At 71.1% G+C, this 20,111-nt stretch carries 17 protein-coding genes and 3 pseudogenes; 15 read left to right on the top strand and 5 right to left on the bottom strand.

All coding sequences use genetic code 11. The annotated features are described in order from the left end of the window. Positions 1-82: 82 nt before the first annotated feature. The 3 genes from MVA48_RS10340 to MVA48_RS10330 are packed head-to-tail and all read left to right on the top strand — an operon-like array spanning position 83 to position 7,540. Positions 83-2,362 carry a TerB N-terminal domain-containing protein gene (locus tag MVA48_RS10340; RefSeq protein WP_256461146.1) on the top strand — a complete coding sequence of 760 codons (2,280 nt, stop codon included), beginning with the start codon at positions 83-85 and terminating at the stop codon, positions 2,360-2,362. Next, positions 2,359-3,777 carry an ATP-binding protein gene (locus tag MVA48_RS10335; RefSeq protein ID WP_246988524.1) on the top strand — a complete coding sequence of 473 codons (1,419 nt, stop codon included), beginning with the start codon at positions 2,359-2,361 and terminating at the stop codon, positions 3,775-3,777. Before MVA48_RS10340 ends, MVA48_RS10335 begins: the two co-directional genes overlap by 4 nt. 13 nt (positions 3,778-3,790) lie before the next feature. Continuing rightward, complete coding sequence (locus MVA48_RS10330; RefSeq protein WP_246988522.1) at positions 3,791-7,540, top strand: DEAD/DEAH box helicase; 3,750 nt, start codon at positions 3,791-3,793, stop codon at positions 7,538-7,540. Positions 7,541-7,595: 55 nt separating this feature from the next. Here MVA48_RS10330 and MVA48_RS10325 read toward each other — a convergent pair whose 3' ends face one another. Both MVA48_RS10325 and MVA48_RS10320 read right to left on the bottom strand, forming a co-directional pair. Beyond that, positions 7,596-7,919: a hypothetical protein gene (locus MVA48_RS10325; protein ID WP_246988520.1), complete on the bottom strand. Its 324-nt coding sequence runs from the start codon at positions 7,917-7,919 to the stop codon at positions 7,596-7,598. A 1,208-nt stretch (positions 7,920-9,127) separates the two neighbouring features. Beyond that, positions 9,128-9,772 carry a hypothetical protein gene (locus MVA48_RS10320; RefSeq protein WP_246988518.1) on the bottom strand — a complete coding sequence of 215 codons (645 nt, stop codon included), beginning with the start codon at positions 9,770-9,772 and terminating at the stop codon, positions 9,128-9,130. A gap of 187 nt (positions 9,773-9,959) precedes the next feature. On the opposite strand from MVA48_RS10320, the pseudogene MVA48_RS24145 reads away from it, so the two are divergent. The 12 genes and pseudogenes from MVA48_RS24145 to MVA48_RS10270 all read left to right on the top strand — a co-directional run. After that, positions 9,960-10,151 (top strand): annotated as a pseudogene (locus tag MVA48_RS24145) (AAA family ATPase); the annotation flags it as partial. Between the two features lie 179 nt (positions 10,152-10,330). Continuing rightward, positions 10,331-11,008, top strand: a complete 678-nt coding sequence (locus MVA48_RS10315) for a hypothetical protein (protein WP_246988516.1) — start codon at positions 10,331-10,333, stop codon at positions 11,006-11,008. Then, positions 10,999-11,079 (top strand): annotated as a pseudogene (locus MVA48_RS24140) (hypothetical protein); the annotation flags it as partial. The gene MVA48_RS10315 and the pseudogene MVA48_RS24140, both read left to right, overlap by 10 nt. A 27-nt stretch (positions 11,080-11,106) precedes the next feature. Continuing rightward, the gene (locus MVA48_RS10310) at positions 11,107-11,892 is read left to right on the top strand and encodes an ATP-dependent endonuclease (protein WP_246988514.1); all 786 of its coding nucleotides are present in this window, start codon (positions 11,107-11,109) and stop codon (positions 11,890-11,892) included. 196 nt (positions 11,893-12,088) lie between these two features. Continuing rightward, positions 12,089-12,901, top strand: coding sequence for a DUF3800 domain-containing protein (locus tag MVA48_RS10305; protein ID WP_246988512.1), 813 nt, complete (start codon positions 12,089-12,091; stop codon positions 12,899-12,901). Between the two features lie 419 nt (positions 12,902-13,320). Beyond that, entirely contained in the window at positions 13,321-14,655 is a 1,335-nt protein-coding gene (locus MVA48_RS10300) for a sodium-dependent transporter (RefSeq protein WP_246988510.1), read from the top strand. 17 nt (positions 14,656-14,672) lie between these two features. Further along, on the top strand, positions 14,673-14,900 hold the full coding sequence (locus MVA48_RS10295; protein WP_246988508.1) for a hypothetical protein: 228 nt from the start codon (positions 14,673-14,675) through the stop codon (positions 14,898-14,900). Then, positions 14,897-15,034: a methionine/alanine import family NSS transporter small subunit gene (locus MVA48_RS10290; protein ID WP_246988506.1), complete on the top strand. Its 138-nt coding sequence runs from the start codon at positions 14,897-14,899 to the stop codon at positions 15,032-15,034. Before MVA48_RS10295 ends, MVA48_RS10290 begins: the two co-directional genes overlap by 4 nt. A gap of 220 nt (positions 15,035-15,254) precedes the next feature. After that, positions 15,255-15,464 (top strand): LysM peptidoglycan-binding domain-containing protein, encoded by a 210-nt coding sequence (locus MVA48_RS10285; protein WP_246988504.1) that lies wholly within the window; start codon positions 15,255-15,257, stop codon positions 15,462-15,464. A 66-nt stretch (positions 15,465-15,530) separates the two neighbouring features. Then, positions 15,531-15,977, top strand: a complete 447-nt coding sequence (locus tag MVA48_RS10280; RefSeq protein WP_246988502.1) for an SRPBCC family protein — start codon at positions 15,531-15,533, stop codon at positions 15,975-15,977. A 201-nt stretch (positions 15,978-16,178) separates the two neighbouring features. Continuing rightward, positions 16,179-16,913 (top strand): annotated as a pseudogene (locus MVA48_RS24135) (HAMP domain-containing protein); the annotation flags it as partial. A 245-nt stretch (positions 16,914-17,158) separates the two neighbouring features. Beyond that, entirely contained in the window at positions 17,159-17,560 is a 402-nt protein-coding gene (locus tag MVA48_RS10270) for an adenylate/guanylate cyclase domain-containing protein (RefSeq protein ID WP_246989155.1), read from the top strand. Positions 17,561-17,566: 6 nt separating this feature from the next. Here MVA48_RS10270 and MVA48_RS10265 read toward each other — a convergent pair whose 3' ends face one another. The 3 genes from MVA48_RS10265 to MVA48_RS10255 form a co-directional block, all read right to left on the bottom strand. Next, the gene (locus tag MVA48_RS10265; protein WP_246988500.1) at positions 17,567-18,550 is read right to left on the bottom strand and encodes a patatin-like phospholipase family protein; all 984 of its coding nucleotides are present in this window, start codon (positions 18,548-18,550) and stop codon (positions 17,567-17,569) included. Beyond that, positions 18,547-19,692 carry a hypothetical protein gene (locus MVA48_RS10260; RefSeq protein ID WP_246988498.1) on the bottom strand — a complete coding sequence of 382 codons (1,146 nt, stop codon included), beginning with the start codon at positions 19,690-19,692 and terminating at the stop codon, positions 18,547-18,549. The genes MVA48_RS10265 and MVA48_RS10260 overlap by 4 nt, the downstream gene beginning before the upstream one ends. 123 nt (positions 19,693-19,815) lie before the next feature. Beyond that, complete coding sequence (locus MVA48_RS10255; RefSeq protein ID WP_246988496.1) at positions 19,816-20,073, bottom strand: hypothetical protein; 258 nt, start codon at positions 20,071-20,073, stop codon at positions 19,816-19,818. Positions 20,074-20,111 lie beyond the last annotated feature (38 nt).

The following is a 20,111-nucleotide window of genomic DNA, read 5'->3' as shown; positions in this document are numbered from 1 at the left end:
ACGGGGACCTTCACCTGGCCATCAGCGGGGACTTCTCGATGGCCACCAGTGGGGACTTTGGCACGGCCACGGACAGGACGCAGTGGGTTTTCGGGACTGGTTCAAGCGAAGCGCGCCCTCCGTAGCTCCCGCGGCGCCTCCGGTCTCCAATGTCAGGCCGTCGACTCCGGACTCCAACCTCGGGTCGTCGGCACCGCGTTCTTCGGTAGCTGCGGCGCCACGGTCACCCAGCCCGCCGCCTCCGTCAGCGGTCGGTAGGGCTGGCAGGGACGGGTGGGTCCCGCCGGGGGCTGCGGTGACAGTGGGCTCGCTGACCCTGCCGGGCGGGATGCTCTACGTCGGTCGCCAGCTGCCGGCCGCCGTCGGCCACGGCCCGGACCCAGCGCTCATCGACCCGCGGCTGCCGCTGGATCTCCGCCGGCCCGACTGGGCGGCTGCCAGCGTCGGGTACTGGCCCTCCTACAGCGACATCACGCCCGGCGCCCGGGCCGCCTACCTGACATGGCTGGCCGACGGCCGACGCGCACCGAACGCGCCGATCAGCTGGCCGTTCCTCTTCTTCTACGGCCTCGAACGTCGGGTGCTCGTCGACGCTGCACGTGGCCAGGACATCAGTGGGGAGCTGCCGGCCATCGCTGCAGAGGTTCGGCGACTGCTCGACCTCTACGGGCACAACGGGTCCTTTCGCGGCTACGCGACACGGTTCCTGCAGTTGCTGGACTTCTACGCGACGAGCACCGGCGATGTCTCCGTCCCTGCCCGCACCGGCAACCCCTGGGACGTGCCGATGGCCCTGCGGGTCGGTCTGGGAGAGCTCGCGGTCGACGGGACACCGGTCTCGGCCGATTGGGCGCTGGCGTGGGCCCACTACCACCCGGAGATCTACCTGCGGACCCCAGCAACCCGCTGTGCGGCCGAGTTCGAAGCGCTGTTCCGTGCCAGGTACACCCAACAGCACGGACCCGGGCTCACCGTCAGGGCGACGACCAAGATGCTGAAGCTCGACTACTACTCGGCCAGTGCAGGAATCGGCCAAGCTGAGTTGTCGACAAAGCTGCCCGACGTCCTGACCCAGGCGACCCCGAGCAAGAAGCTGGCCGCGCTCGTCGAGGAGTGCACCGCGGACCTTGACGCCTACAGCCGCTACCTGGGACGCAATCCTGACGCGCGCGGAACGCTGCCGGCGGCCGCGCTCCTGCCCCCGGAACTCGCGGACAACGCCGGCGGCGACGAGCTGGCCCGCCTCAACTCGTTCGTCAACGCCGCTCTCGACGGGCAGGCCAGCGCGGTCGTTGACGCCGGTGAGCTGCTCGCGTTCTGGCCCCTGGCGACACCGGGCAAGGTCGCGAAGGCCGAGGCCGTCACGCTGGCACAGCTGCTGAGCGCCCGCGGCATCGGCTTGGAACCCGACGTGCGCCACGGCGGGCCGGTGCCGGACCCGGCGGGCGTTGTGGTGCTGTTCCGCGCCGAACCCGGCCAGCCCGCCTCTCCGAGTCCTGAGTACCAGGCCGCGACGCTGCTGATGCACCTCGCGTCCGTAGTCAGCACCGCCGACGGGCACGCCTCCGATGCCGAGATCTCCCATCTCGTGGCGCACCTGGAGGCCGCGATGGGGTTCGGGGCAGCCGAACGCGCCCGATTGCAAGCTCACCTGCGCTGGCTGCTGGCCACTCCGGTGAAGCTGACCGGGCTCACCAAACGGCTCGCCGCACTGGATCAGGGGCAGCGCGAGAACATCGGGGACTTCCTCACCACGGTGGCGGCCACGGACGGGCACGTGAGCCCGGAAGAGATCAAGATCCTCACGAAGATCTTCAAGCTGCTCGGCTTGGACCCTGCATCGGTCTACAGCCGCGTCCACGCGGCTACGACCGGTGGCGTGAGGATCGCCGCGGCCGGGCCCGTCACCGTGAGGGCCTCCGCGCCGGGCGCGCCTGCCTACGCCATCCCACCGGCTCCGGCCGCCCGACCCGACCTCGGCGCATCCCGCGATCCGGCCGCGCCCGTGCAGCTGGACGCGGCCGCGGTCGCGGCCAAGCTCGCCGAAACCTCCGCGGTCACCGCGCTGCTCGGGTCCATCTTCGCCGACGAGGAACCGACACCACCGTCGCTGCCCGCCCCGACGGGGCCCTCGATCGCTGGACTCGACGCTGCCCACTCGACGCTGCTGACGGTGCTGGCTGGCCGCGACCATTGGGCCCGAGCCGAACTCGAAGCCGAGTGCGCCGGTCTTGGCCTGCTGCCCGACGGCGCTGTCGACACCCTGAACGAAGCTGCCTACGAGCGGGTTGGTGACCCGCTCGTCGACGGCGATGACCCCATCACGATCGACCCCGGCGTAGCCCAGGAGATGCAGGCATGACGAGCTCGACCCCCGCCACTTCCGTGGGCACGACGATCCGGCCGCGGGAACGTGACGCGATCCTGCAGGCGCTCCGGGCCGGTGTCGTCCCACGTGTCGGTCAGCAGCATGTACAGGTCGGCCGGGCCGAGGAGGTCAAGGCACTGCTGAGCGATGTCGACCGGATCGCCGACGGCGGCTCCGCCTTCCGCCTCGCCATCGGCGAGTACGGCTCCGGCAAGACGTTCTTCCTGAACCTCGTCCGGTCGATCGCGATGGAACGCAAGCTCGTCACGGTGCACGCCGACCTGTCACCTGATCGACGGCTGCACGCCACCGGCGGCCAGGCACGGTCCCTGTACACCGAGCTGATGCGCAACATCGCCACCCGCGCGAAGCCCGACGGTGGGGCCATGGGCAGCATCGTGGAGCGGTTCATCACCGCCGCGCTCACCGAGGCGCGGGACACCGGGACGACGCCGGACGCCGTCATCCGCACCCGGCTGGCATCGCTGTCGGAGCTGACCGGCGGATACGACTTCGCCGAGGTCATCGGCGCGTACTGGCGCGGGCACGACACCGGGAACGAACAGCTCAAGAGCGACGCCGTGCGCTGGCTGCGCGGCGAGTTCAGCACCCGAACGGACGCCCGGGCGGCGCTCGGCGTGCGCACCATCGTCGATGACGCCAACTTCTACGACCAGCTCAAGCTCTTGGCCAGGTTCGTCGTCATGGCCGGTTTCGGCGGTCTGCTGGTGTGCCTCGACGAGATGGTCAACCTGTACAAGCTGGCGAACACGCAGGCGCGCAACGCCAACTACGAACAGATCCTGCGCATCCTGAACGACAGCCTGCAGGGAACCGCCGCCCACCTCGGGTTCATCCTGGGCGGCACCCCGGACTTCTTGCTCGACACCCGGCGCGGCCTGTACTCGTACGCGGCGCTGCAGTCACGCCTGGCCGAGAACACGTACGCCACAGGCGGCCTCGTCGACTACTCCGGCCCCGTCCTGCGCCTGGCCAACCTGACGCCCGAGGACTTCTACCTGCTCCTGACCCGCCTGCGGCACGTGTTCGCCGGCGGCGACGCCAACGCCTATCTGATTCCCGACGACGCCCTGACCGCCTTCATGACCCACTGCTCCAGCCGCATCGGCGACGCGTACTTCCGGACACCGCGAACCACCATCAAGGAGTTCGTGAACCTGCTCGCCGTACTCGAGCAGAACCCGGGAACCGACTGGGCGCCGCTGGTCGGCGCGGTGAATCTCGTGGCCGAATCCAATCCCGATCTTGCGCCGCTGGCCGAGGAAGACGGCTTCGCGCGCCCGGACGCCACTGAGGCGTCGGACGGCCAGACCGAGCCACCAGTGGGGTCGAGCTCCGCGTCCGCATCGTCACCGGAGAACGACGACCTCGCGACGTTCAGGCTGTGACAGGCCGCTGCGCATGACCGGCACAGCGGGCGAGGCCGCAGGCCATCAATCGTCGGCCTTCGTCGAGCTGCACCCGCGCATCCAACGATGGATCTGGGAGCAGAACTGGGCCGAGCTGCGCGACGCGCAGGAACGCGCCGTCCGACCGATCCTCGCCGGCGACCGGGACGTGATCATCTCCGCGGCGACGGCCGCCGGGAAGACCGAAGCGGCGTTCCTCCCGATCTGCTCAAGCCTGCTGACCGCGCGAGAAGGCGCGGCAGACGCGCGTGGGCGGAGGGAAGCGCGCACTGAGCAGCAGCCTGCGGTCACCGGAGTGCAGGCGCTGTACGTGAGCCCGCTCAAGGCGCTCATCAACGACCAGTACGGCCGGCTCGACGTCCTGTGCGAGCACTTGGACCTGCCGGTCCATCGCTGGCACGGGGACGTTCCCGGCTCACGCAAGGCCAAGGTGCTCAGTGATCCCGACGGGATCCTGCTCATCACGCCGGAGTCCCTGGAGGCGCTCCTCGTCGTTCACGGCCCCAAAGTCGCGAGGATCCTGGGCGGACTGCGCTACGTCGTCATCGACGAGATGCACTCGTTCCTCGGAACCGAACGAGGTATGCAGCTGCAGTCGCTCCTGCACCGGGTGGAGCTGGCCGTGCGGCGGCGCGTGCCCAGAGTCGGGCTGTCGGCGACGCTCGGTGACATGGACGGTGCGGCGGCGTACCTGCGCCCCGGCGGTGGGCCTCGCGTCACCGTGATCACCTCGGTGGACGACACGCACGAACTGAAGCTGCAGGTGCGCGGCTACGAGGCGCTGCCGCCGCAGCTGTCGGCACGCCAGGCGGAGCACGTGGAGGCCAGCGGGCGGGAGGTCGAAGCGGAAGAGGTGACCGAGGGGCATCAGCTGGCGATCGCCGATCATCTCTTCCGGACGCTGCGCGGGACCGACAACCTGGTCTTCGCCAACTCGCGACGTGACGTGGAGATCTACGCGGACCTGCTGCAGCGTCGATCCGAGCGTGAACACGTCCCGACCGAGTTCATCCCGCACCACGGGAGCCTCTCCAGGGAACTGCGCGAGTTCGCCGAGGCCCGGCTGAAGGACCGAGACGCTCCCGTCAGTGCGATCTGCACGTCCACCCTGGAGATGGGGATCGACATCGGGTCTGTCACCTCCATCGCTCAGCTAGGTGCGCCCCAGTCGGTGGCGAGCATGCGGCAGCGGCTGGGCCGCTCGGGCCGTCGCGGTGGCGCCGCGACGATGCGGCTGTACGTCACCGAGCCACAGGTGAGCCCCCAGACACCGCCGTCTGACGCGTTGCGCACCGAGCTCGTCCAGAGCATCGCCATGGTCAACCTGCTGCTCGATCGGTGGAACGAGGCGCCGAACTCAGGCGGACTCCACCTGTCCACGCTGGTGCAGCAGTTGCTGTCGTTGATCGCTCAGCACGGTGGGGTCGCACCGCTCGAGGCATACCGGGTGCTGTGCGAAACCGGCCCCTTCGCCGGCGTCTCCCGCGACACGTTCAAGCGACTGCTGCGTGCACTCGCCGATGAGAGAGTTGACCTGCTGATGCAGGCTTCTGACGGGCTGCTGCTGCACGGGCAAGCCGGCGAGCGCTTGGTCAATCACTACTCGTTCTACGCGGCCTTTCGCACCGGCGAGGAGTACCGCCTCATCGCCAGCGGTCGCACGCTCGGGACCTTGCCGGTCGACTATCCGCTGATGCCCGGCTCCTTGCTCATCTTCGGCGGACGACGCTGGAAGGTGCTGGCGGTCGACTCGCACGAGAAGGTCATCGAACTGATCCGGTCGTCTGGAGGACGGCCACCGACGTTCGCCGGCGCCGGCGCCGCGGTCGCCGACCGGATCCGCCAGGAGATGCGGCGCGTGTACCTGAGTGCCGATGTGCCGGCCTACCTGGACGCGACGGCTGTCCAGTTGCTCACCGAGGGCCGCAACAACTTCGCCAGGTACGGGCTCGGGGCCGACCCTTTGCTGACCATCGGCGCGGACACGTTGATCTTCCCCTGGCGCGGGGACCGCATCTGCTCGACGCTCGCGGTGGCCCTGACCGCTGCCGGCGTTGAGGTGGCCCAAGACGGCGTCTGCCTGACCATGAGCAACTGCACGCGAGAGCAGGCGTTGAGCCGCCTCGCCGAGCTGGTCGAGCGGGGCGCCCCCGAGCCGGCCGAGCTGGCTGCCAGGGTCGACAACAAGATCGTGGAGAAGTACGACGACCAGCTCAGTGAGGAGCTGCTCAACGAGGGCTTCGCCGCACGCAGCCTCGATGTCGAAGGCGCCTGGGAGGCGGCACGGCAGCTACTGCAAGAGGCTCGCGACGTCGCCGCTGATCGATCGGACGACGCACGCAGCGTCTACGCAGCGGCGCCATCGTCGGTGCCAACCGCCAACGCGTCGGCGCACGACGAAGTGGCCCGGCCCGCCGCGGCGGACGCGCCCCGCCTGACAGCGACGACCTCGTCTGCTGGAGGCCGCCGACGACCGCACCGCCGCCCGGAGCTCGGCACCACGCCCTTCGCGGTGGTGGACGTGGAGACGACGGGCTTCTCTCCGCGACTCCATGACCGGATCGTGGAGATCGCGATCGTCCGAACCACACCGGACGGCGCCATCGAGGACTCCTGGTCGACGCTGCTGAATCCGCAGCGCGACCTCGGCCCGACGCACGTGCACGGAATCCGCGGAGCCGACGTTCGCGACGCGCCCAGGTTCCTGGACGTGGCGGGGGATGTCGCGGACAGGCTCGACGGGGCCGTGGTGGTCGCCCACAACGCCCGCTTCGATCTGGGGTTCGTGTCATCGGAGTTCTCGCGCCTGGGGGCGGTGCCGCCCACCTGGCCGGCGCTGTGCACCCTCACGCTGTCGTATCGGTTGGGAGCCCTCGGGGGCGGCCGGCTGATCGACTGCCTGGCAGCAGAGTCGCTCACCCACCCGGGCGAGCACACGGCCCTAGGAGACGCCACCGCGACAGCCGACCTTCTGGCCGCCTACCTGCGGCGCGCCGGCGAGGGCACACTGACCGACCTCGGCTGCGTGCCCGACGTGTGGCCCGAGCCGCCGAACTGGTCCGTCTGGCCGACCGGCGGCTTGGTGCGACCCCGCTCTCCGCGACCCCGGCCGGAGGCCTCACCACTCGTCACCCTGATCCGGCATCTTCCGGCGCCCAACGTAAGCGGCGCGGCGGTGCCAGCCGATACCGCGGCCTACCTGGATGTGCTGTCCCGCGCGCTGGAGGACCGGCGCTTGGACTCTGCGGAGGTACGCAGCCTCGCCGACACAGCCCGGGAATGGGGCCTCTCACGCTCGGACGTGCACCGCGCGCACATGAACTACCTGGAGGCGCTGGCCCTGACGGCGCTGGCGGACGGTGTGGTCACCGACCTTGAGGCCGAGGACCTCGCGGACGTAGCGGCTGCACTTGGATTCGGAGTCGGCGAGATCGCTGCCGCCCTGCATGCGGCACGGACCCGAACCCCGAACCGAAGTCAGAGCGAGGATCTCCGCGGGCTCGGCGTGTGCTTCACCGGCGCACTTCAGACGCGCATCCAGGGGCAACCCATCACCCGCGACCAGGCACATGCACTTGCGCGAGCAGCAGGGCTGATCGTGCACGAACGCGTCACGAAAGCGCTCGACGTGCTCGTTGTCGCCGACCCGGACTCGCTGTCAGGAAAGGCAGAGAAGGCGCGCTCGTACGGAACCCGGATCATGACCGAGACCAACTTCTGGCACGCGATCGGCCGATCGTGATCCCGGCCGTGGCGGGCAAGGGCACGTCTCGTTGTCGGCTTGTCACCTCGTCGGGTTAGGCGGCTGGCAACCAGAAAGCGAAGATCTCGGGGAGTCGGGTGAGGTCCTCCACCGTGAGGGTTATCAGCCGGATACCGGTGTGTTCGGCCAACTCGCGCTTGCGGGCGACCTTGGCCGCGTATGCGGGCTCGTCGGGCATGCCGAGCGCCTCGACGTAGGTGCCGTCGTCAAGGAGCCAGTCGGCGCGAAGGCCAGTGGTGTTGAGGTCCGCGTGCCGCGGATAGGCAGGCTCGATGTCGTGCGCGATGCCTCGGTGGTGCAGGAAGTCGTCGATGTGGCGCTCGAACATGGACCGGCAGGGGTGCCCGTCGGTGGCCACGGTGATCGTGCCTCGGGAGGTGCGAGGCCCTTCCCCAAGAGTCCGGCCAGGTGGAGCCATTGGGCCCAGGTGCGCGCCGTCTTGTAGTAGCGGGCGCGTTCAGTTGCCAGGGCGGGGCGGGGGATGAGGAAGCGACAGAGCATCGCTGCGTCGGCGGTGTCCGGGTCGCTGATGTGCAAGCGATTGAGCTGCGCCACCGAGGGAGGGCCGGAGAACTCCATCTCGACCAGGCGGCGCAGCGCCCAGACCACTGAGTGAATCCACGGCCCGTCGGTGCCGGTGTCGCGGAGCAGGCGGCCCTGGGCCCATCGGACGCAAGCGAAGCAGTAGGCCAGGCCATGCGGGTCGGCCAGCGCGTTGTTGTAGCAGAGTCGGCAGCGCGCGGACCGCAGTTCGTCGGCGGCGGCACCGAGCAATGTTCCGAGTTCGCGCACGTAGTACGGGTTGCCGCGTAGCTCCTTGTGTGTGGAACGGTCCCTGACGGGCCCCTTGCCCCACTGCACCGGAAGTACTTCGGCGTGCTCGGCGGGAAGGTGGCCGCGGACTCGGCTGCGAAGCCGCGGCTGGATCGACTCGAGAAGGACCTCCGTACCAGCGGCGTGTTCGTCGCCGGGCTCAACCGGAGGATCGACCACCCAGACGCTGTCCGCCTCGACGCCGTGGCGCCGTAGCAGAGTCTGGACGGGCTCTCGGTGGGGTCTGGCGTAGACCGTGACGACCTCGGTGTACTGGTCGTAGCGGCCGATCTCCGACAGCTGGTCGGGGAGAGCCCGTCCTGGACGCTGCGCACCGACCACCTGGACCCGCGGATCATGACGGTGGCGTTCGGGAAGTCCTCCAGGCCATCGAGATCCGCGCTGGGGCGGCTGGTGATTCCGTGTGCCTCAAGCGCCCCTTGTGCGTCTGCGCGGAGGCGTTCGTCGACGAGGGTCAGGGGACCGTGCGGCATGTGCCACTGACCGAGTTCAGCGCCCTGGTGGTCAAGGATGAGGACGCGGCGGGCGCCGGAGCTGATTCGGGTGGTGACTGCGGAGAGGCCGCGACGCCCATGCGGTTCGCTACGCCAGGTGGCCCAGACTCTGCCTTGCTCTGCTGCTGCCGCGTCCCGGGCCGCCCGTATCTCGCTACGAGCGTTGCTCGCAGCGGTGTGGGCGGTTCGAGCGTCCACCAGCCGGGAGTCGCGTCGAGCGAGATGAGCCTGACGTAGCTCAGCCTCCGTGCGACCACGTCCTGCGTCGGCTGCGGGGCCACCCGCGTACTCCTGCCGGATCTTGTCGTCGATGTAATCGGAGATCACGGGCTTGAGGTCGTCGCTCCAGGCCCAATGGAGCCGGACGGCCCCAATGCGGTAGCCGAGCGCTTCCTCCTCCGGCGGGCTGAGGGGGACAGTCCGTGGACGGCGTCCACGGCTCGTCTGCGTTGTCCCAGTCACGGAGCTCGTGCAGCTCGATGTAGCCGTGGCAGCCGACCGGGACGGGGGAGTAGGTGGTGAGGTCTTGGATGAGTGGACTCATCCGGTGCAGCCACTTTCCGTAGAGGTAGCCGAGGTGGCGGTCGAGGACGTCGCCTTCGTGGCTAGGTGGTGCAGTGACGGCGATGGCGCGGCTGTCGTAGTCGTTGTCGGGCCGGGGGACGAGCGCCAGCAGCGCCGGGATCAACGCTGCGCAATCCGCCTCCTCGGGGGCGGGGATGATGCGGTTCAGGTCGTGTGTGTGGGCCAGGATGAAGCGGCGGAACGCCGGCGCCGCGTCACGCCAGACGGCGAAGCCGAATCCGCGCTGGAGGTCACCGGGCGGGAGGACGGTCAGCTGCGCCTCTGCGTCGAAGTAGAGGCCTGTTTGCGTCGGTGCCACCGTCGAATGGTCGCAGACGGTGCTGACATCACTCCGCTCTGCGACTGAGGCCTCGGGCGAGGGCTCCGAGCGTGGCTGTTGCGGATCCGGCCGCGGCCGGTCACTCCGGCCGTCCGCACCCGCTCACGGTGCAGTTTCTGTCAGCGCGCCGTGGCATCCTCGGGCCGACGTCTAGGAAGGGACGCGTGTGGCAGCTCGACTGGCAGCGATCTCGGTTCGAGGGCTGAGGTGTCTGGATGGGCTCGAGTTGTCGTTCGAACCCCTGACCGCGCTCATTGGCGCGAACGGTGCGGGCAAGTCGAGCACTGTTCGCGCGTTGCAGTTTCTCTTCGGCGAGGTGGACCTCGATGACGACGACGTCACGGACGGGATCGCCGATCCGGAGGTGTCCGTCACCGGCGTCTTGACCGACCTGCCGGCGGAGTGGGCGGAGCGGCTGCGGCCGTGGCTGTCCCCGGACGGCACCCTCAAGGTCACCCGGTCCCGCGTGCTAGGCCCTGATGGCCGTGCGGTGGTGCGCTGGTCCTGCGAGCGCGCGCAGGTGCCGCCATCGCCGGGGTGCGTGCGGCCGTGGCCTCCGGCGTGCCGGCCGCGAGGCTCAAGGAGCTGTACGGCGAAGCACGCGTGGAGGTGGGCGACGGGCTGCCTCTCTACAGCAACAAGCAGGCAGCCCTGGAGGCGCTGGACGCGTTCGAACGGGACCACCCGGAGGCCGCGACCCAGATGGCGCCGGACTCCACTTTGCGCTTCGGCGGCGGCGGCGACTGGGACCTCAGCAGGATGCTGGAACTGCTGGTCCTCCCGGCGATGCGCGACGCCGCCGATGACGCCTCGGACGGCAAGGGAAGCACCCTCGGCCGGCTGGTCGAGATCACCGTCCGCTCCGGTCTCGACCTCGATGGCGATCTCGCGGGGCTGTCCGAGCAGACCGCGCGGGCGTACGAGCAGATTCTCGCAGAGCGCGCGGGACCCCGCCTTCAGGAGTTGTCCGCCAGCATCACCGAGCAGATCAACGCGTTCGCACCGGGCACCCAGGTGACCCTGGCCTGGCACCCGCGAGTTCCGGCGCTGGCGCCGCCCCCCGTCCGCGCCCGCATCGTCGAGTCGGGCCACGAAGCCGACATCGGGCGGCAGGGGCACGGAGTGCAGCGCGCGTATGTCTTCTCCCTGCTCCGTGCTCTCCTCGACGCCCGGCGCGGGAGGTCAGCACGGACCAGCCAGGGCTCCTGCTGGTAATCGAGGAACCCGAGGTCTACCAGCACCCAGTCCGCGCCAGGTACGTCGCCCGGGTTCTTGCAGATCTTGCGCGAGACCCCGCTCGGTCAACCCAAGTCGTGTACACCACCCACAGTCCATTCTTCGTGTCGGTGGACGACGTCCCTTCCGCGCGGCTGCTGCGGCTCTGCCCGACAGGCGGCGAGGGAGGTCCTGCGGCTTGTACCCGGGCGTTCACCGCTTCCCTCCCGGCGATCGCTGAGCGGCTCGAGGCGGCCCGTCAGGGAAGCGGACAGCGCTGGACCGCCGAGCGGGTCGCCGCCCAGCTGCCCGCGCTGCTCGGGTCCAGGCTGTCGGAAGGACTGTTCGCCGAAGCGGTGGTGCTCTTGGAGGGCGACGAAGACCTCGGGCTGATCGACGGCGCCGCGATGGCCGCCGGGGTGGATCTCGCCGCCGCCGGGATCGCCCTTGTCGCTGTGCAGGGCAAGTCCAACCTGCTACTGGCGGCTGAGGTCGTCCGCGCGCTGGGTGTGCCGGAGTACGTGGTGTTCGACACCGACGAGAAGCCGAGTGGCCAGGTGAGCGACCCTGGAGCCCTGCGGCTCAACGGGATGCTCGCGAAGTTGGCCGGCGGTCCGGACGAGGAACGACCGTTGACAACCGTCGAAGCCAGGTGGGCCGCGGCAAAGCCGACGCTGCGCGCCGTGCTGAACGACGAGGTCGGCGATCAAACTGTGCGCGATGCCTATTCGCGGACCGCGCGGTCGATGGGTCTGCCGGAGTCGACGGACAAGAACGGACACATGGTCCGGACCGCCATGATCGAGCTGTACCGTGCCGGCAAGCGCTCCGAGACGCTGGACCGGATCGTCGAGGCCGTGACCCACCTCACCGTAAAGGGCTGACGGCGGCGGCCCTGGCTGAAATCGTCGTCGGGGACCGCTACTCTCGCTCGTGACGGACTGCGCATGCGGGAACCGTCACCCGGAGCCGGGACTGCGTATGCGGGAACCGGCCCGGGGAGCCGGCCAGCTGGCCGGAAGTGGAGGCGCCCTCCCAGCTGGGTGGGCGCCTCCGCCGCTGACAGGAGGATGGCCCGGCGTGTACTTGCTCGCCCTGGACGAGTCCGGGACGCACAACGAGGCGCCGGTGCTTCTGCTCGCCGGACTCGCCGTTCACGAGGCCGACGTCCGTCCCCTGGAGCGGGCGCTGCACGCCGTCGTGGCGAAGCACCTCGTGCCGTTGCGCCTTGATCCGCACATGCACGAAGTGCACGCGACAGACCTGAAGACGCCGTCGCGCGGCAAGCCGGCGCGGGGCCGCTATCCCGCTAAGCGCCCCAGCGAGTGGCTTACCGTCGACGCGTCGGTCCGCCTCGCCGTCTTGGAGGACGTGTACGCCGCCCTGGCCACCTTCGAGCCCGCTGACCCGGCGTACCCGCTGCGGCTCCTCGGAGCGGTGATCGACCGCGGCCACAAGCGGTACGGAGGGGTCACGAAGGCGGAGGCGAAGGCATACGACCACGTGCTCCACCGGTTCGACGAGATGCTGCGTCGCATCAACAAGGCGGCCCCGGTTGAGCAGCGCGGAATGGTTCTGCATGACCGTCGGATCGAGCACGAGCGCAGAATCCAGGACCAGGCCGCCGTCTGGCAGCGCAGCGGTGCCCGCCTGGATGCTCTGATCCAGGTGCCGGTGTTCACCGACAGCCGAGCCAGTCGGGTCATCCAGGCGGCAGACCTCGTTGCTTACGCCTTGTGGCGGCATTACCAGCCGAGGACCGACGACGCGCACTCGACGGCGCTGTGGCAGCTGGTGGACACGAACGATCGAAATGAGATGAGCGGCGTCATCCATGTGACCCCGAAGTTCGGGGCGTGTCCGTGTCCGCCCTGCACCAGTCGCACCAGCTGACCACGTTCAGGGCGACACGCCGATCCGGTCGTTAGCCGGCGCTCACCGGATTTGCTGGGGAGAGCCCCCTCCCGGATGGGCCGGTGGAAGGGGTCAACACCGCGTCGCACATGCCAGTGGCCGCCAGCGGCGACGGGCAACCGACGACCAGGTAGCGACGTGTGCAAACTTCCGGCATTTCGTGTGCAAGCCCAGAGTCGTATGCCGCATCCAATGTTCTGACCTGCGGTTTCTCTTTTCGCCAAGATCCCACCCCTGGGCCAGAGCCCCGGCAGGACGACGTCCTGCCGGGGCTCTGGCGCGTTCCGGCCTTCCGGCAGCCGAAGGACGCCAGTCCTGACATCCTTTCTGCATCGACGCGCCGTGGACGACGCTCGACGTCGCTCGCGCGCTCGGCGGATCAGGACACAGGAGGTCGCATGAGCACCACGGCGGGGAGTGCCCCAGAGCAGGCCGACGAGCAGCAGCGTCGCGGCGCCTTCAGCAACCGCAAGGTCTTCATCCTGGCGGCGATCGGCTCGGCCGTCGGGCTCGGCAACATCTGGCGGTTCCCCTACGTCGCCTACGAGAACGGCGGCGGTGCCTTCCTGCTGCCCTATCTGGTCGCGCTGCTGACCGCCGGCATCCCCTTCCTGCTGCTCGACTACGCGATCGGCCACCGCCACCGCGGATCCGCGCCGCTCTCGTTCGCCCGGCTGCGCCGCGGCACCGAGGGGTTCGGCTGGTGGCAGGTCGCGATCTGCTTCGTCATCGCCGTCTACTACGCCGCGGTGCTGGCCTGGGCCCTGCGCTACACGTTCTTCTCGCTGGACCAGGCGTGGGGCTCCGACCCCGAGGCGTTCTTCTTCGGCGAATTCCTCCAGGCCGGGGACGTCGAGGTCGCCGCCAACGTGGTGCCCGGGGTGCTCGTGCCGCTCGCGCTGGTCTGGGTGGCGGTCCTGGTGATCATGGCCCTCGGCGTGCAGCGGGGGATCGGGATGACCTCGCTGATCTTCATCCCGGTGCTGGTCCTGACCTTCGTCGCCCTCGTCGTGCGGGCCCTGCTGCTGCCCGGCGCCGGCGCCGGGCTCGACGCGCTGTTCACGCCCGACTGGGGGGCACTCGGCGAGGCATCGGTCTGGGCCGCAGCCTTCGGCCAGATCTTCTTCTCGCTGTCGATCGGCTTCGGGATCATGATCACCTATGCCTCCTACGTCCGCCGTCGCGAGGACATGGTCGGCTCCGGACTCGTCGTGGGGTTCTCGAACTCCGGCTTCGAACTGCTCGCCGGCATCGGGGTGTTCGCCGCCCTCGGCTTCATGGCCCAGGCCGGCGGGGTCGCGGTCGGCGAGGTCGCCAGCGGCGGGATCGGGCTGGCCTTCATCGCCTTCCCGACGATCATCAGCGAGGCCCCGGGCGGCGCCCTCATCGGCGTCCTGTTCTTCGGGTCGCTGGTCATCGCCGGCATCACGTCGCTGATCAGCGTGATCGAGGTGGTGATCTCCGCGGTCCGGGACAAGCTCGACACCAGCCGGCTCACCGCCACCCTGGCGGTCGGCGTCCCCGCGGCGGTGCTCAGCCTCGTGCTCTTCAGCACGACGAGCGGCATCTACGTGCTCGACGTCGTCGACCACTTCGTCAACCAGTACGGCATCCTGGTCGTGGCGCTGCTCAGCATGCTGGTGGTCGCGTGGGTGGTCCGGGCCTTGACCGGCCTCAGCGCTCACCTGAACGTCCACGGCGGCCCCGGGTCGGCACCGGCTGGCGGCTGCTGACCAGCGTCGTCGCCCCGGTGGGCCTGGCGATCGTGCTCGTCCTCGCGCTGAAGGACGATCTCGACGCGCCGTACGGGGACTACCCCACCTGGCTCCTGCTGACCTTCGGCTGGCTGATGGTCGTGGCGCTGCCGGTGATCGGCTTTCTGCTGGCCCGCCTGCCGTGGCGGGCCGGCACACACCTGGACGGGCCACCACCCGGCTCGGATCCGGCGACGCCGCTGCAGGCGGGAGGAAACCGATGAGTGCGAGCGCGATCGTGATGATGCTCGTGGCGATGGTCGTGATCTGGGGCGGTCTCGCCCTGGCCGTCGCCAGCCTGATGCGCCACGGCGCCGTCGAGGGCCGCGCCGAGAACCTGCGCCGCCCGGATCTCTGACGTCCACCGGGTGACCGGTCGAGCAGTCCGTGTGCTCGCCCTGGACGTCGTGTCGGTGATGGTGCCGGGGCTCGTACACCGCGGGACCGAGCGCCTTGTCCCCCCGCCGCCGGCGGAGGACCCTCCTGGACCAACGAGCCGTCCGGGCAGGGGGAAGCGATGGACGTGTACGGCAGCGCCCTCCGACAGCCGCTGGGCTGGGACGTGGTCGGCCGGCTGGATGGGGCTGCTCGAGTCGTTCGAGCTCTTCGGCGACGACCCCTCGGGCGACGGGGACCCGGGCCTCGACGTCGCCTCGGTCGCGATCGCGGTCATCGGCGGGACGCAGGGCTACCAGCTGCACCAGGTCGTGCGCGGCGACACCGTCTCGGCGATCGCTCGGGACACCGGCTCCACCGCAGAAGATCGCGGTGGCGAGTCGGCTGCGTGACCCTGACGAGATCCAGGGTGGGGCAGGTGCTGCGCGTCCCCCTCTGACGCGCCGGTGGAGGTCATGATGCCCAGGGACGTCGACGTGGTGACCGAGACGGTCATCCGGCGTCCCGTCGCGGAGGTCGCCGCCTACGCGAGCGACCCGACCCACGCGCCCGAGTGGTACGTCAACATCGCCTCGGTCGAGCAGGAGACCCCGCCGCCGCTCGCCGTCGGCTCCCGCATGGCGTTCGTCGCGACCTTCCTCGGGCGCCGTCTCGCCTACACCTACGAGATCACCGAGCTGGTGCCCGGCGAGCGACTGGTGATGCGGACGGCGCAGGGTCCGTTCCCGATGGAGACCACCTACACCTGGCAGGCACTGGATGCGGGGACCACCCGCATGACGCTGCGCAACCGAGGTCGGCCGAGCGGCTTCGCCGGCATCGCCGCGCCGGTCATGGCCGCGGCGATGCGCCGGGCCAACCACAAGGACCTCGCCACCCTGCGGACGCTCCTCGAGCAGCGCTGACGGGGGTCGCCCGGCTGGGGGACCGGAGGGGCGGCCGGGCGACCGCTCCGCGATCATCGATGCGTGACCAGCCCCGACGGCCCCGCCACGGTCCGCCGGAGCGAGCCGTGGACCTACTGGGCGCCCAGCGGCCGCAGCGCCGTCCCGGCGATCGTCCTGCTCGTCCTCGTCGCGAACCTCGTCGGCGTCGCGACGGTCGCCATGCTGCTCATCGGCGTCGAGGACGGCGGAGGGGACGACGGCCGGACGCCGGTGCTCTACGCCGTGGCGGCCTACCTTGCGGGAGCGCTGCCCGTGGCCACCGTGGTCGGGCTCCGTCGGCAGCGCACCACGAACCGGTGGCTGGTGGCCGGCCGCGCCCCCACCAGCGACGAGGCGGGGCAGGTGCTCCGGCTGCCGCTGGACACCGCGTTCATCGCCGGTGCCGTCTGGCTGCTCGGCGCCCTGGTCATCGGCGTGGTCGCCGCGGTGGCCTTCCCCGACGCCAGGGTCGGGCTGCGCGTGGCCGTGGCGACCCTGCTCGGTGGTCTGGCCACCGCCGGTGTCACCTACCTGCTGGTCGCCCGCGCCGCCCGGACGGTCACCGCGACCGCGCTCGCCGCCCACCCGCCGGCCGGCGCGCTCGTGCTCGGCGTGCGCCCCCGGCTGCTGCTGACCTGGGGGCTGACCAGTGCGGTGCCCATGCTCGGCGTCGTCCTGCTGTTCCTCGACCCCAGCAACCCCGACGGGCCCGGCGAGGGGGCCGTGGTGTTCCTCGTCCTCGTCGCCCTGGCCGTCGGCGGCCTGGCCACGCTGCTGACCGCGCGCGCCGTGGGTCAGCCGTTGCGCGACCTGCGCGAGGCGGTCCGTCGAGTCGGCGAGGGCGACTACGAGGTCCGCGTCGTCGTGGACGACGCCGGCGAGATCGGCCTGCTGCAGGAGGGCGTCAACACCATGGCGGCCGGCCTCGCCGAGCGGGAGCGGCTGCGCGACCTGTTCGGCCGGCACGTGGGGACGACGGTCGCCCAGCAGGCACTCGACACCGGGGTCTCGCTGGCCGGCGAGGAGCGCACGGTCGCCGCCCTGTTCGTCGACGTCGTGGGGTCCACGTCGCTGGTCCGGCGGACCGGACCCGCCGAGATGGCCGGTCTGCTCAACCGGTTCTTCGAGGTGGTCGTCGCCACCGTCGAGGAGGCCGGGGGCTGGTCAACAAGTTCGAGGGCGACGCCGCGCTGTGCGTCTTCGGGGCGCCCACCGACCACCCCGACCCCGCCGGGGCCGCGCTCCGTTCCGCGCGGCGGATCTGCGACGCCGTGCGCAGCGCCGGCGAGGTCGACGTCGGCGTCGGCGTGGTGTGCGGTCGGGTGTGGGCCGGCCAGGTGGGCGCGGCCAGCCGCCTGGAGTACACCGTCATCGGTGACCCCGTGAACGAGGCCGCCCGCCTGACCGAGCTGGCCAAGGACCACCCGGGCCGGGCGGTGGCCAGCGAGGCCACCGTCATGGCCGCCGAGCCCGCCGAGCGCGAGCACTGGGTCGAGGACGGCGAGGTCGAGCTCCGGGGGCGGGGCGAGGTCACGAGGACGTGGGTCCGCCGCGAGCGCTGACGGTTCTCAGGGGGCCGTCGCCGCCGTGCCGGGCCACCGCCCGAGGAAGTCGCGGGCGGTCCGACTGCCCTCCTCGACCAGCCGCCGGCGTTCCTCGGCGCCGATGCCGAACTCGGTGATCGCGGTACCGGCCGTGTCGACGGTCATCGTCCGTTCCCGCACGCCGGGCCGCTCCAGATGGGTCTGGTCGCGGCCCACGATCGCCGTCACCACGACCTGCTCGAGCAGGCGGACGGTGGGCAGCATCGGGACGCCGAAGAACGGGACGACGTCCCCCAGACCGGCCGGCAGATCGGGCAGCAGGCGGACGCCGAAGGTCGGCCACCTCGGCGGCACGCCGTCCGTGCGGTCGAAGATCTCGATGGGGAAGTTGGACAGCACACCGCCGTCGACGATCGTGGCCACCTCGCCGGTCCCGGCGTTGCGCAGCTCGCAGGGCCGGAAGTAGAACGGGATCGACAGCGACATGCGCACCGCGTCGGCGACCAGCTGTTCGTCCGGGTCGAGCCCGAAGCCGACGTAGTCCCAGGGCAGCCGCAGCAGCCGGCCATGGGTGACGTCGGTGGCCATGACGACGAGCGAGTAGCGGTGGTCGGGCGTGGCCAGGGCCGGGTCGGCGCCGGGGTCGTCGCGGCGCAGGTCGGCGAAGGTGCGGACGCCGAGCCGGTCCAGCTCGCGCAGCAGCCACTCGCGGATCCAGTCGCCGGCGTAGGCGCCCCGACCGGCCACCAGCGACAGGCCTTCACCGAGCAGCGGCACCGGCACCCGCCGGTCGGGGATGCGGCGCAGGTCGAGCCGGCCCAGGACGTCGCGGAGGGTCGCCGAATCGGCGCCGGCCGCGGCGAACGCCGCGGCCAGCGCGCCCACCGACGTGCCGGCCACGCGCGGGAAGGTCCAGCCCTCGTCGAGCAGGCCCATGACGGCGCCCGCCGTCCCCAGGCCCTTCACCCCGCCGCCCTCCAGGACCAGGTCGGCCCGCCGCTCCGTCATCCGCCGCCCCGGATCACGCGGGCCCGCTGCTGCAGGAGCGGATCGCCGGCCCCGAGCGCGAACGCCTCGTCCAGGGTGGCCCGTGCCTCCGTCGTGCGGCCGGCCTTGTACTGGCACCACGCGAGCAGGGACAGCGTGCCGCCGGTGCGTCGCAGCTCGACGTCCTGGCGGGCCCAGCCGAGGGCGGCGGCGGCGTGCGGGTGGACGTCGGCGTAGAAGCTCGCCAGGTGGTGGAGGTGGTGGACCTCGCCGCGGGCCGCGGAGACCAGATAGGCGGCCACTGCGCCGGCGTGGCACGCCGCCGCGGCGTCGGCATCGCCGGCCGCGGCCAGCGCGGTGCCCAGGGCCTCGCGGACGTCGGGCCGGTCGACCGCCGCCAGGACCGAGCGGTACCCGGCGACGGCCCGGCCGTGGCGGCCGCGGGCGCGGTCCAGCTCGGCCCGGTGCGCGGCGACGTACCACCAGCCGGCATAGCTGCGCTCCGCGTCGTCGAGGAACCGCGCCGCCTGTTCGCCGTTCCCGAGGGCCAGCGCGAGGGCCGCCCGCCGCACCCGGATCCAGGCGTGGGCCCGCCGCTGGGTGGCGGTCAGCTCGCGCTCCGCGGCCGAGTAGAGCTCCGCGGCGTCGTCGAACCGGCCGGTGGCGACGGCCACCTCGGCCAGCCGGGCCACGGTGTCCCAGCGCGGCTCGGCGCGCAGCGCCTGCTCGTAGCCGGCCCGGGCTCCGGCGTAGTTGCCCTCGAACAGCGCCACGTCGGCGGTCACCACCCGCCCGGCCGGCAGCTGGTCCAGACCCGGGACGGCGGCCAGCGCCCGACGGGCCAGGTCCCCGCGGTGCACGGCCAGTGCGACGGTGGCCCGCAGCAGCCGGAGGTCCGCGCAGTGCGGGAACCGGTCCACCGCCCGGTCCACCGCCGCGCCGAGGGCCAGCAGTTCGTCGGGTCGGCCGCCGGCGAGGAGGATCTCCCGATGTCGCAAGGTGAGCACCTCGGTCGCGGCGGAGGGGCTGGCGAGGTCCGCCGTCGCCTCCCGCTCCATCCGGCGCCGGCACATGGCCGCCAGGTCCGCCTCGTGCTCCGTCCCCGAACCGGGCGGGTCGGAGGGCGTGACGGGGCGCAGGACCATCGGCAGCGCGATCACCACGGCTGCGTCCTCCGCGTGACGACGTCCGCCGAGCTGCTGTTCCGGTCGTCGTGGTCGGCCACGGTGTCCCCCAGACGGTGGTGGTCGGGCTGCTGGCGCCCGGCCACCCCGGGCGAGGTGGGCTCAGGACATCGAGCGCTGGCCGGCCTCCGGTCGGCGCAGCGACCGGCGCAGGTCACGGGCGAACCAGGCGCTGCCGCCGAGGGAGAGCAGGAGGTCGAGGACCCGGCCCCTCGTCGTCGAGGGGGCCCGCACGTTCCCGGGCCCGAAGGCGTTGCTCTCCAGCACGATCTCGCTGCGGCCGGGCCCGAAGTCGGGCAGCGCTGCCACGAACCGCTCGGGTGGGACGGCAGCGTGCGCGTGTACGTGGGCCCTGCCCATAGCTGCCCTCCTGCCGGGCCTGGATCCGTCGTGGGAAG

Source organism: Blastococcus sp. PRF04-17 (genome assembly GCF_023016265.1).
In the GTDB taxonomy this organism is placed as follows: domain Bacteria; phylum Actinomycetota; class Actinomycetes; order Mycobacteriales; family Geodermatophilaceae; genus Blastococcus_B.
Note: the sequence above shows the minus strand (reverse complement) of the source record. Positions and strands in the feature narration are given on the sequence as shown.